This is a genomic window from Methylocystis silviterrae, from assembly GCF_013350005.1.
Classification (GTDB): domain Bacteria; phylum Pseudomonadota; class Alphaproteobacteria; order Rhizobiales; family Beijerinckiaceae; genus Methylocystis; species Methylocystis silviterrae.
On the sequence record NZ_JABVWW010000026.1, the window covers coordinates 20,160 to 30,882 of the forward strand.

The 10,723-nt window shown below is 64.4% G+C and carries 13 protein-coding genes and 1 tRNA gene; 7 read left to right on the forward strand and 7 right to left on the reverse strand.

The genetic code is table 11. From position 1 onward, the window contains the following. The 3 genes from HUN39_RS17270 (at position 1) to prfB (ending at position 3,886) form a co-directional block, all read left to right on the forward strand. Positions 1-1,497, forward strand: coding sequence for a pyridoxal phosphate-dependent decarboxylase family protein (locus HUN39_RS17270; protein ID WP_175095686.1), 1,497 nt, complete (start codon positions 1-3; stop codon positions 1,495-1,497). 71 nt (positions 1,498-1,568) lie between these two features. Further along, complete coding sequence (locus tag HUN39_RS17275; RefSeq protein ID WP_175095687.1) at positions 1,569-2,657, forward strand: CorA family divalent cation transporter; 1,089 nt, start codon at positions 1,569-1,571, stop codon at positions 2,655-2,657. A gap of 100 nt (positions 2,658-2,757) precedes the next feature. Further along, positions 2,758-3,886, forward strand: a protein-coding gene (gene prfB, locus HUN39_RS17280; RefSeq protein WP_175095688.1) for a peptide chain release factor 2 whose coding sequence is annotated in 2 segments (ribosomal slippage) — positions 2,758-2,826 and positions 2,828-3,886 — 1,128 coding nt in all. Because the reading frame shifts where the segments join, the coding sequence is not laid out codon by codon here. A 6-nt stretch (positions 3,887-3,892) separates the two neighbouring features. Here the strand turns inward: prfB and HUN39_RS17285 are convergent. Together HUN39_RS17285 and HUN39_RS17290 are read right to left on the reverse strand one after the other, a co-directional pair. Further along, a complete protein-coding gene (locus tag HUN39_RS17285; protein WP_175095689.1) occupies positions 3,893-4,282 on the reverse strand; it encodes a PIN domain-containing protein in 390 nt (129 codons plus the stop codon). A gap of 4 nt (positions 4,283-4,286) precedes the next feature. After that, entirely contained in the window at positions 4,287-4,523 is a 237-nt protein-coding gene (locus HUN39_RS17290; protein ID WP_175095690.1) for an antitoxin, read from the reverse strand. A 177-nt stretch (positions 4,524-4,700) separates the two neighbouring features. Between HUN39_RS17290 and HUN39_RS17295 the strand changes: the two genes are divergently transcribed. Beyond that, positions 4,701-4,790: transfer RNA gene (locus tag HUN39_RS17295), tRNA-Ser, on the forward strand. A gap of 79 nt (positions 4,791-4,869) precedes the next feature. Here HUN39_RS17295 and HUN39_RS17300 read toward each other — a convergent pair. The 5 genes from HUN39_RS17300 to mutL all read right to left on the reverse strand — a co-directional run bounded on the left by HUN39_RS17300 (position 4,870) and on the right by mutL (position 9,127). Continuing rightward, positions 4,870-5,403 (reverse strand): RNA polymerase sigma factor, encoded by a 534-nt coding sequence (locus HUN39_RS17300; RefSeq protein WP_210267038.1) that lies wholly within the window; start codon positions 5,401-5,403, stop codon positions 4,870-4,872. Beyond that, positions 5,387-5,638, reverse strand: coding sequence for a carboxymuconolactone decarboxylase family protein (locus tag HUN39_RS17305; protein ID WP_175095692.1), 252 nt, complete (start codon positions 5,636-5,638; stop codon positions 5,387-5,389). The genes HUN39_RS17300 and HUN39_RS17305 overlap by 17 nt, the downstream gene beginning before the upstream one ends. A gap of 423 nt (positions 5,639-6,061) precedes the next feature. Next, positions 6,062-6,736, reverse strand: coding sequence for a peptide-methionine (S)-S-oxide reductase MsrA (gene msrA, locus HUN39_RS17310; RefSeq protein ID WP_175095693.1), 675 nt, complete (start codon positions 6,734-6,736; stop codon positions 6,062-6,064). An 11-nt stretch (positions 6,737-6,747) separates the two neighbouring features. Beyond that, positions 6,748-7,257 carry a peptide-methionine (R)-S-oxide reductase MsrB gene (gene msrB, locus HUN39_RS17315; RefSeq protein ID WP_175095698.1) on the reverse strand — a complete coding sequence of 170 codons (510 nt, stop codon included), beginning with the start codon at positions 7,255-7,257 and terminating at the stop codon, positions 6,748-6,750. 91 nt (positions 7,258-7,348) lie between these two features. Beyond that, a complete protein-coding gene (mutL, locus tag HUN39_RS17320; protein WP_175095694.1) occupies positions 7,349-9,127 on the reverse strand; it encodes a DNA mismatch repair endonuclease MutL in 1,779 nt (592 codons plus the stop codon). 221 nt (positions 9,128-9,348) lie between these two features. On the opposite strand from mutL, the gene HUN39_RS17325 reads away from it, so the two are divergent. From HUN39_RS17325 to HUN39_RS17335, 3 genes are all read left to right on the forward strand, one after another. Next, positions 9,349-9,627, forward strand: coding sequence for a type II toxin-antitoxin system TacA family antitoxin (locus HUN39_RS17325; RefSeq protein ID WP_175095695.1), 279 nt, complete (start codon positions 9,349-9,351; stop codon positions 9,625-9,627). A gap of 3 nt (positions 9,628-9,630) precedes the next feature. Continuing rightward, positions 9,631-10,146: a GNAT family N-acetyltransferase gene (locus tag HUN39_RS17330; RefSeq protein ID WP_175095696.1), complete on the forward strand. Its 516-nt coding sequence runs from the start codon at positions 9,631-9,633 to the stop codon at positions 10,144-10,146. A 103-nt stretch (positions 10,147-10,249) separates the two neighbouring features. Next, on the forward strand, positions 10,250-10,675 hold the full coding sequence (locus tag HUN39_RS17335; protein WP_175095697.1) for a hypothetical protein: 426 nt from the start codon (positions 10,250-10,252) through the stop codon (positions 10,673-10,675). Positions 10,676-10,723: the final 48 nt, after the last annotated feature.

Here is a 10,723-nt window from a genome sequence, read left to right on the forward strand (position 1 = left end):
ATGCCGGTTAATCTCGACCCCGAAGACTGGGACGAATTTCGCGCCGAGAGCCATCGCGCGCTCGACACGATGCTCGACTATCTGCGCGGGATCAGAGAGCGCCCCGTATGGACTGAGCCGAGCGAAGAGGCGCGGGCCCGCTTCAAACGCGACCTTCCGCAAGAGGGCCGCGACCTTTCCGCCGTGCTCGAGGATTTCGACCGCTACATCAAGCCCTTCGCGACCGGCAACACCCATCCGATGTTCATGGGCTGGGCGCAGGGGGCGGGCACGCCGGCCGGCATGATCGCCGAAATGCTCGCCGCCGGCATGAACTCCAATTGCGGCGGACGCAATCATATCGCCATCGACGTCGAGCGCCAGATCGCCGCCTGGATGGCGCAGGCTTTCGGCTTTCCGCCCGACGCGAGCGGCGTTTTCGTCACCGGAACGTCGATCGCCAACTTCCTGTGCCTGCTTGTCGCGCGCGACCAGGCCTATGGCGAGAAGGACGTGCGGCTTAACGGGCTCTGCGCGCTTCCCGGCCAGCTCATCGCCTATGCGTCGCGCGAAGCGCATAATTGCGTGCGCCAGGCGATGGAGCTAGCGGGGCTCGGCGCGCGGCATCTGCGCCTCATTCCTTCTGATGAGCGGCGCGCGATGAAGGTGCATGATCTCCGCCGCGCCATCGCCGCCGACCGCGCGGCGGGCTTCAGGCCGTTTCTGATCGTCGGCACGGCGGGAACGGTCGACACCGGCGCCATCGATCCGCTCGACCGGCTCGCCGACGTCGCGCACAGCGAGGATTTGTGGTTCCATGTCGACGGGGCGTTCGGCGCGCTGGCGGCGCTCTCGCCGGCGCTCAAGCCGTTGATCAAGGGACTGGAGCGCGCCGACAGCGTCGCCTTCGACTTCCATAAATGGCTGCACGTCCCGTATGACGCCGGCTTCTTTCTGGTGCGCGACAAGGCGGCCCATAAGCGCGCCTTCGCGGCCAACGCCGCCTATCTGACGCGTGCGCCGCGCGGCCTCGCGGCGGGCGACACCTGGCCTTGCGATCTCGGCCCCGACCTGTCGCGCAGCTTTCGCGCGCTCAAGACCTGGTTCACCATCGAAACCTTCGGCGCCAAGCGTTTGGGCCAATGTATCGAGCAGACCTGCCGCATGGCGAAGCGGCTCGAGGCGTGGATCTCGCAGTCGGACGCTTTCGCACTGCGCGCGCCGGTGACGCTCAACATCGTCTGCTTCGGCGTCAAGGACGATGAGGACGGTTCGCTGGCGCGCGAAATCGTCATGGAGCTGCATGAGCGCGGCGAGGCGGCGCCGTCGCTGACGATCCTCGACGGGATTCCGGCGATCCGCGCCGCGATCATCAACCACCGGACCGAAGCGCGCGATATCGACGCCTTCACCGAGTTTCTCGACGCGGCGCTTCGGCGCGCCCGCAAGGAGCCGCATGATTTCGGCGCGCTGATCGAACCGCACGGGCCGGGCAAGACCCGGCTCTCGGAGGATTGACGCCGCGCTTGTCGTGAGCCTGTCATAATTCGCTAGGCTCTCTCTCGACGAGCCTTCCCGTGAGCCCCGCCATGATCTCAGACCGCCTCGCACAAGCGCCGCGCGCCGACATTCCCGGGCGCCTGTGGTTCGTGCGGTTCAACGGCGCCGGCGAAGCCGAGCCCGGAACGGCCGAAGACTTCGAAAATATCGGCGCGCCGCGCGAGGGATTCCTATGGCTGCACATGGACCTCGCCGACGTGCGCACGCGCCCGCTGCTGGCGCGCATCGCGGCGCTTTCCGAAGACGCGCGCGATTCGCTGTGCGATCCCGTCGACCACCAGCATCTTGAATATTCTGAAGGGATGGTCAGCGGCGCGCTGCTCGACTATGAGCGCGATCTCGGCGGCCCGACCTCGCGCACCGACTATGTCCGCTTCGCCGCTGGCGCGAGCTTTTTCATCAGCGCGCGACGGCTGCCGATGGACAGCGTCGAGGCGGCGCACATCGCCATCAATCGCGGCGCGCGCCTCACCTCGCCGATCGATCTGTTCGAAATGCTGACGGATGCGCTGATCGACGGGTTGGCGCGTAAGGCCGCCGAACTTGGCGCGGCCTTCGATCGCGTCGAGGATCGCATCATCGATCAGCGCGGCCGCCAGGCGCGGCCGGCGCTCAGCGCCGCGCGGCGCGACGCGGTGCGCCTGGCGCGTCAGATCAGCGGCCTGTCGTCGACGGTGGCGCGCCTCGAAACGATCGAGGAGGAGGCCGACGAACAGCGGGACAATGATCTGCGCGACGCCGCGGCAAGGCTCGTTCAACACGCCGCCGCGCTGACGCAGGACGTCACGAGCCTTCAGGAGCGCGCCCGTCTCCTGCAGGACGAGCTCAACGCCATCCTCAGCCTGGAGACCAACGACCGGCTCTATGCTTTGACGGTGACGACGATGCTGCTGCTGCCGGCGACCTTCGTCACCGGCTATTTCGGCATGAACACCAAGAATCTGCTCTTCGCGGAGGACGAGAACGGCACGTTTTACGCCACGATCCTCTGCGTGCTGGCCTCGGCGACGGCGCTTTTTCTGATGCGCCGCTGGGGACTCGCCGGCGCGCCCGAGAGCGAGGACCAGCGGCCGGCCGCGCCGGAGCGCCGGGACCGGCCGGCGGACAGGAGTTTTTGACATTGGCCTTGTGAGTTGCGGGGTTTACAGGCGCGCACGCGCCGCCTAACTTCCGCGCCGACTGGGGCGAGACGCCCTGCGAGCACAACCTGGGAAATCCATGCGCGCCGAACCGCTAGCGCTGAAAGCCGACATCGAGCAGTCCATCGGACTGCTGAGGAGGCATCTTTGACGTCGACGCCTCGCAACGGCGCCTCGCCGAACTGAACGTCCGGGCGGAAGACCCGGAACTCTGGAACGATCCCGAAGCCGCGCAAAAACTGATGCGCGAGCGCACCCAGCTCGAAGAGCAGATGGGAGCGCTCTTAAGCCTCGAGCGTGACCTCGAAGACGCGCTGACGCTTGTCGAGCTGGGCGAGTCCGAGGGCGACGCGGAGACGGAAAAAGAGGGCGTCGAGGCGCTGAAAGCCATCCTCAAGATGGTGCGCGCCCGCCAGACCGAGGCGCTGTTTTCCGGCGAGGCCGACGCCAACGACACCTTCATCGAGGTTCATTCCGGCGCAGGCGGCACCGAGAGCCAGGACTGGGCGCGCATGCTGTTTCGCATGTATGCCCGCTGGGGCGAACGTCACAAATTCAAGGTCGAGGTGATCGAGGAGACGCCCGGCGAAGAGGCCGGCATCAAGTCGGGCACGCTGCTCGTCAAGGGCCACAACGCCCATGGCTGGGCGAAGACCGAGTCCGGCGTGCATCGCCTAGTGCGGATTTCGCCGTTCGATTCCAACGCCCGCCGCCATACGAGCTTCGCCTCGGTCTGGGTCTATCCGGTGGTCGACGATCGGATCGAGGTGAACGTCAATGAATCCGATTGTCGTATAGACACATATAGATCATCAGGCGCGGGCGGCCAGCACGTCAATACGACAGATTCGGCGATCCGCATCACCCATATTCCCACCGGCATCGTCGTTGCCTGTCAGGCGGAACGCTCGCAGCACAAGAACCGCGCCACCGCCTGGAACATGCTGCGCGCAAGGCTCTATGAACGCGAGCTCGAAATGCGCGAAGCCGAGGCCAACAAGGTCGCGGCCTCAAAGACCGAGATCGGCTGGGGCCATCAGATCCGCAGCTATGTGCTGCAGCCCTATCAGCTGGTGAAGGATCTGCGCTCCGGCTTCACGTCGGGGACGCCCTCCGACGTTCTCGACGGCGAACTCGACGACTTCATGCAGGCCTCTCTCGCCCAGCGTATATACGGCGGTCCCGAGACGGTCGAGGACGTCGAGTAGCCGCGCTCACGCCCACTTTTCCACCGTAAGTCCAGGAATATCGTCGAAATCCTCGCTATTCGCCACGACCAGCGTGAGCCGGAGATCGAGCGCCTGCGCGGCGATCATGCGATCCAGCGTGCGGCGGCGCTTCGGGTCGAGCTTGCGCAGCAGCGCGCCATAGGCGTCGGCGGCGCCGCGGTCGAAAGGCAGCACATCGAGATTTTCGGCGAGCAGCGCGATATTTTCCGCAAGCCGTCCGTTATGTTCGGCGGCGGCCGCGCCAAGCGTCTCGGCGAGACTGATCGCCGAGACCGCCACGTCGCCGACCTCGAGCGCGGCGAGCCGGTCGAGCACGCCGGGGAGACCAAGCGCCGCAGCGATGACGATATTAGTGTCGAGGAGGTAGCGCGCCATAGCGCTAGCGGGCGTCGAACAGCCGCTTGGGCGGCTTGAACTCGGGGCGCGCGATCGAGGCCGGCGGCGGCGCGGCTTTGAGCCGCGCGACGAGTTCGGCCATATCGAGCCGCGCCGGCGTCACCACGAGACTTCCGCCTTGGCGTCGCACGACAACCTCGGCGCCCTCGTCGAAAGCGATTCCGCGCGGAATTCTTACCGCCAGACTGTTGCCCGATTTGAAAATGCGCGTGGAGTTCATGACATCAGTCTGCCAAGGCGGCCGCGTTGTGTCAATCTGAGTATATACTTTGACTGAGTATATCCGGTGAGTTCCGGAATTGCCGCTGACCGAAATTTAGTTGCAGGCGTGCAGACGGCTCGCGCTTGATCCCTCGGGCGAGCGCGTGCTATCTGCGACGCGCCACGCATGCGCTGCGGAGAGGTGGCTGAGTGGTTGAAAGCACCGCACTCGAAATGCGGCATACGGGCAACCGTATCGGGGGTTCAAATCCCTCCCTCTCCGCCAACAACTCAGCTATGTCGACAACCGATCGGGCGGCGGGACGAGAAAGACGCGGCCGTCATTCAACATAACGCCGAAGTGCTTACCGGCGTTCACACGGGAAATCGTCGTCGAAATCAAGTATGCATTCTCGGCCGAGGCTGGTGCGCAGGGCGGTCAGGCCGCGATGGAGTACGACGCGGGCGTTTCCTTCCGACACTCCCAAGTTCGCCGCCATTTCGCGATGGCTGAGGCCGGCGAAATAATGCAGCAGGACGGCGTCGCGCTGCCGTTTCGGCAGCCGTTCCACCTGGCCGAGGATGCAACCGGACATTTCGGCCCGCAGAATGTCGTCCTCGGGCCTGTCGGAAGCCGGCAGGTCTACAGCCTCGTCCATCAGGGTTGACGGCGGCGCCCGTTTGGCCGCGCGGAAATGGTCGCGCGCGAGGTTGAGGGCGATTGCAGTGAGCCAAGTGGCGGGGGCCGCTTGGCCCCGCAGGCTGGCGTGGGCGCGGATAGCCCGCAACAAGGCCTCCTGGACCAGATCATCGGCCAACGCCTCGTCCCGCACGAAACGGAGGAGGACGCCGCGCACCATCGTCCGGTGCGCGGCGAATTGCTCAGGACCCGCAGCCACAGCTACTGGCTCCACCCGTCCGGCTCTCGGCCTTGCCCAGCAGGGCGTCGATCTTGTCGCGGGTCTTGGCCGCCGCTCCGCGGTTGACCATCAGGCCGACCTCCGCCGCCGCCTTCACCTGCTCACGGTCGATGCCGAGGCGGTCGCATTCGGCAAGGTGGTGTTCGATGCAGGGGTGACAGTTCACCGCCGCCGACGCTCCAATCGCGATCAATTCCTTCATACGCTCGTCCATGGGGGACTCCTTTCGCTAAGGCGTATCACTCCCTTGGACGAAGGCAGGCAGCGTTTCGTTACGGCTTCTCCGCAGCTTCGTCGGTCATTTCCGACGCTCGGCTCGTCCCTATTATGAAGGACACCCGCCAAGTGGAGAGACAGAACGCCGCGCTGAGCGCTGCCCCAAGGCGACCGGATTAGAAAAACCGCTTTTTGGCTTTCTCTACGCAACGGTCATCCCACCGAGCGCATGCTCTGCAGATTCAGGGATCGCGACGCGCGAATGATCGCCTCACTACCAATAGGCCAGCGCTACCGGCTTTCCTGCAACATCAAGGCATACCCTCGCGCGATGTGACATCGGCGATCAATGGACCTGTCACTTCGGAGTTGACGGCGACTATTCGTGACACTGGAGGGTCGGGCTTAACACCCTGAGAGATCAGTTGGTCAGCGCCGGACTTTCGCGATAGAGCGATGGGAAGAGGCGCTTGAGATCGTCGATCTTCGGCAGGTCATTGTAGACGATGTAAGGCTGCGCGGGATGACGAAGCAGATAGTCCTGATGATAGGTCTCCGCCGGGTAGAACGCCCTGAGCGGTTCGAGCGTCGTGACGATCGGCGCGAAGAAGGCCTTCGCCTCGGAAAGCTGCGCAATATAGTCGCGCGCAGCCTTTTCCTGATCGGCGTTCGCGACGAAAATCGTTGAACGGTATTGCGCGCCTGCGTCAGGGCCCTGGCGGTTAAGCTGCGTCGGATCATGCGCGACGGAAAAGTAGACGCGCAACAATTCTCCAAGGCTCACGGTCTTCGGATCATAAGTGATTTCGACCGATTCAGCGTGACCGGTGTCGCCCCCGGAAACCTTCTCGTAGCGGGCCGACTCCTTGGCGCCGCCGGCATAGCCGGATACCGCGCGCGAGACGCCCTTGACGCGCTGAAACACGCCTTGCACGCCCCAAAAACAGCCGCCGGCGACGACGAGCTTCTGTTCGCCGCCGCTCGCGGCTGGCGGATCGTAGGCGGGCGCGGGCAAGACGACGGCGCGTTCGGCGGCGCCGGCGCGCAAGGAAACCAGAATGATCAGTGCGGCGACAAGAACGGCGGCGACTCTCATCGCGATATCTCCTACGCTTGTCCGCGACCCACAAAACGCAGCGCGACGCCGTTCATGCAGTAGCGCAGCCCGGTTGGTTTTGGTCCGTCTGTGAAGACATGGCCAAGATGCGCCTCGCAGCGCTTGCAGGAGACGGCGACGCGTCTCATGCCGAACGCCGTGTCGGCGCTTTCCACGACATTCGCCTTGGAAATCGGCGCGAAGAAGCTCGGCCAGCCTGTGCCAGAGTCATATTTTGTTTTGGAGTCGAACAGCGCGGTATCGCAGCAGACGCATCGATAGAGTCCGTCTGCGTGATGATCCCAGTTGGGTCCGGTAAACGCGCGCTCCGTGCCGTCCTTGCGCGTGACCTCGAAGGCGAGCGGCGAGAACTGCGCGCGCCATTCGGTATCGGTCTTGACGATTTTCGCGACACGCGACAGCCCGAGGCTCTTGCCGTTTGCGTCGAATGTTTCGATCTCGACCATTTCGGCGGCGGCATGCGCCTTCCGAGCGAAGGCCAGAAAAAAGGCGCCAGACATGAGGCTGCGACGATTCAAGATCGGCTCCTGCGCTCTCTCTCCAATTCGCCCGCGCGCCGGAAAGCGTTACGGTGTCCGGAGAGTTTCGGACTCACCGGCGTCCGAAGAGCTTTTCGATGTCCGCGAGCTTCAGCTCAATATAGGTGGGCCGGCCGTGATTGCATTGGCCTGCCCCCGGGGTCGTCTCCATCTCGCGCAGCAGCGCATTCATCTCGGGCGCCGAAAGCCGCCTGCCGGCCCGCACAGAATGATGGCAGGCGCAGGTCGCGAGCACGTGATCGAGCCGGCGCGAAAGTCCGCGCGCGTCGCCTTCTTCCGCCAGGAGGTCGGCGATGTCCTCCACGAGACGCTTGCAGTCGACCTCGCCGAGCAACGCCGGCGTCTCGCGCACGAGCATGGCGCCGGGGCCGAAACGCTCAAGCGCCAGACCGAACGCCGCAAGTTCGTCCAGCGCCGGCGCAAGCGCGTTCATGCGCGACTCATCGAGTTCGACAACGGCGGGGATCAGCAGCATCTGTCGCGCGACGCCGGCCGCCTCGCGCTGGCGTTTGAGCTTCTCGTAGACGATGCGCTCATGCGCCGCGTGTTGGTCAACGATGACGAGACCGTCCTGCGTCTGCGCGATGATGTAGGTTTCGTGCAGCTGCGCGCGCGCGGCCCCGAGCGGCGAGTCGGGCTCCTGCGCAGGCGTCTCATGCGCGCGGGCGTCCGCCATGGGCGCGCCAGCCTCAAAAGCGGCTTGCGGCTGGTCTTCGAAGCCGGCGGGCGCGTAAGGCGAGCGCGGTAGGCTCCAGTTCGCCGGCGCCGGCGCGCGATATGGGGCGCCATTGCCGCGCGCCAAGGCGTCGATCGCCGCGCGCGCGTTTGCATCGGCGCTGCGATGGCTCTTCTCAGCAAGCGCCTGCTTCAACGCGCCGACGACGAGGCCGCGCACGAGCCCCGGATCGGCGAAGCGCACCTCCGCCTTGGCCGGATGCACATTGACGTCGACGCTGCGCGGATCGCAGTCGATAAAGAGCGCGACGATGGGATGGCGGTCGGAACTCAAAAAATCGAGATAGGCGGCGCGAATGGCGCCGGCGAAAAGCTTGTCGCGCACCGGCCGTCCATTGACATAGACATATTGCATCTGAGCGTTGCCGCGACTGTAGGTCGGCAGACTGGCAAGGCCCGAAAGGCGCACGCCGTCGCGCTCGGCTTCAAGCCGAAACGCATTGGCGGCGAATTCTTCGCCAAGGATCTGGAAGATGCGCCGCGCGGAATCGTCGCCGCAGGGCGGGTAGTCGAAGAGCGCGCCGCTGTCGGCGGACAGCGAGAACCGCGCCTGCGGATGGGCCATGGCGAGTCGCTTGACGACATCGACGATCGCCGCGGTTTCGGTGCGCTCGGTCTTGAGGAACTTGAGCCGCGCCGGCGTCGCGGCGAACAGCGCGCGCGCTTCGATCTTGGTGCCGCGCGGCCAGTTCGAGGCGGAGAGTCCGCGCTTTTCGCCGGCGTCGACTCGGATTGAACAGCCGTGCGGGGCGCCCATCGCCCGCGTTTCGATCGTCAGATCCGCCACCGCCGCGATCGACGGCAGCGCCTCGCCGCGAAAGCCAAGCGTCGCGATGCTGGTCAGATCGCCGTCGGGGATTTTGGACGTCGCGTGGCGCTCGATCGCGAGCGCCAGGTCGCGCGCGTCCATGCCGCTGCCGTCGTCGATGACGCGGATGAGGCTTTTGCCGCCGTGTTCGACCGCGACGTCGATGCGCGTCGCGCCGGCGTCAAGCGCGTTCTCGACGAGTTCCTTGACGGCGGATGCCGGCCGCTCGACCACTTCGCCGGCGGCGATGCGATCGACGAGAAGGGGATCGAGACGGCGAACGGGCATGGGTGAATCGGCTCAGTGGGCCAGGGCTCTGCAGATTATAGCGGCTTTGGCGGAACAATCGCTATGAGGGACGCGAGGCGCGGTGAGCGCGGCGGGGATCGAAACCGAAGGCCGCCTCCCAAGGGCGGCGGATTTGGCTCACAGCAACCCATCTGCGCGGAATTGTCTTAGCCCATTAAGATTCAATTGAACCCGCGTTGATGTATGCTAATGTCATACAGATGAGAGAACAGCCCTTAAGCAGCTCCGTCCTAAGCGTTCGGGTTTCTCCCGACGAGCGCGCCCTTCTGGAAGAAGCGGCGGCGCAAGCGCACATGAGTTTGAGCGAATTCCTGCGGCGACGCTCAGTTGCGGCGGCGGAAGCAGAGGTTCTCAATCGCTCCAACATCACCATTCCGGCCAAAGACTGGGAAGCGTTCGAAGCATGGATTGGCCGACCCGCGGAGGCGGTTCCTGCGCTTGCGGAACTCGCGCGGCGCACCCCGGCATGGAAACGCTAGCGCATGGCGGCGATCACGCCGCCCCGTCCGCTCGCTGAAAGCGATGACCGCAGCCAGTTCGACTGCGGGCGGGAATCCCTCAATAATTGGTTTCAGCGCCATGCGTGGCCGAACCACGCCAACGACATGTCGCGCGTGAGCGTGATCACGGACGCGACGACGGGGCGCATTGTCGGCTATGTCGCCCTGAGCGCCGCGCAAATCGAGCGGGCCTATCTGCCCAAAGCCCAGCAACGCAACCGCCCCGACCCCGTGCCGGTCCTGCTGCTCGGCCAGCTCGCCGTCGATCAGGCCTATCAGGGCAGGGGGTATGCCGTCGACCTGCTGCACTACGCCCTGAAGACCGCGCTACGGGTGTCCGAAAGCGTCGGGAGCATGGGCGTAATCGCGCACCCGCTCGATGACGGCGTGAGAGGCTTCTATGCGAGGTGGGGATTTCAGGAACTGCCCTTCGACCCGCGCCGCGCGATGATTGTCCGCATGGCGGATTTGCGCGCGAATTTCAGCGACAAAGCCTAATTGCCCAATTGCTGGCAATGCAGCCTAGGTTGCTGGATGCCCTCTCGTATAAACTTGTTTCAAACCCTTCGCCGATGCCCGTTCGGATTGTGAGATTTCAAATATGGAAGCCGCTCAAAATTCTGCCAACCACGAAAGGCCGTCGCCTACGGTACCCAGCTTCCAGATAAAATTCCTCGATGTGGAGGCGGAGGCAGCTCAGAGGTTCGGCGTCGTAATTGGAGAGTATATTCAAGAGATAAGTCGCTACATCGACCTCGAACGCTTGGACGGCGTGACCATCGCGAATGACTATCCCGCCGCCCTCAGACAGCTCGATCGAGGGTTTACCGCTTCGCACGAGCTGACCCCGACAGCCAGCGAGCTTGTGACAGGCGTCGCCATGACACCTTCGGTTAGGCGAGATGGTGTCGTGAAAGCCCATATGGTTCTGATGGCGGGCGTAATTTTTCCCTTGGAAGACGAACAACATGAATTCTGGAAAGATGCCCTGTATGTCTTAGGGTCCAGACTCATAACCAATAGCTGATTGTCGCGGCGATGCAGACGTCTGCGAGAAAGTTAGTCGCGCTTCGAT

Bases quoted from the DNA above. Each gene is read 5' to 3' on its own strand.
- msrA (WP_175095693.1), bottom strand. From the start codon at position 6,736: ATGAGAGTCGCCGCCGTTCTTGTCGCCGCACTGATCATTCTGGTTTCC.
- HUN39_RS17325 (WP_175095695.1), top strand. From the start codon at position 9,349: ATGAGAGAACAGCCCTTAAGCAGCTCCGTCCTAAGCGTTCGGGTTTCT.
- msrB (WP_175095698.1), bottom strand. From the start codon at position 7,257: ATGTCTGGCGCCTTTTTTCTGGCCTTCGCTCGGAAGGCGCATGCCGCC.
- HUN39_RS17335 (WP_175095697.1), top strand. From the start codon at position 10,250: ATGGAAGCCGCTCAAAATTCTGCCAACCACGAAAGGCCGTCGCCTACG.
- HUN39_RS17305 (WP_175095692.1), bottom strand. From the start codon at position 5,638: ATGGACGAGCGTATGAAGGAATTGATCGCGATTGGAGCGTCGGCGGCG.
- HUN39_RS17270 (WP_175095686.1), top strand. From the start codon at position 1: ATGCCGGTTAATCTCGACCCCGAAGACTGGGACGAATTTCGCGCCGAG.
- HUN39_RS17330 (WP_175095696.1), top strand. From the start codon at position 9,631: ATGGCGGCGATCACGCCGCCCCGTCCGCTCGCTGAAAGCGATGACCGC.
- HUN39_RS17285 (WP_175095689.1), bottom strand. From the start codon at position 4,282: ATGGCGCGCTACCTCCTCGACACTAATATCGTCATCGCTGCGGCGCTT.
- HUN39_RS17290 (WP_175095690.1), bottom strand. From the start codon at position 4,523: ATGAACTCCACGCGCATTTTCAAATCGGGCAACAGTCTGGCGGTAAGA.
- HUN39_RS17275 (WP_175095687.1), top strand. From the start codon at position 1,569: ATGATCTCAGACCGCCTCGCACAAGCGCCGCGCGCCGACATTCCCGGG.
- mutL (WP_175095694.1), bottom strand. From the start codon at position 9,127: ATGCCCGTTCGCCGTCTCGATCCCCTTCTCGTCGATCGCATCGCCGCC.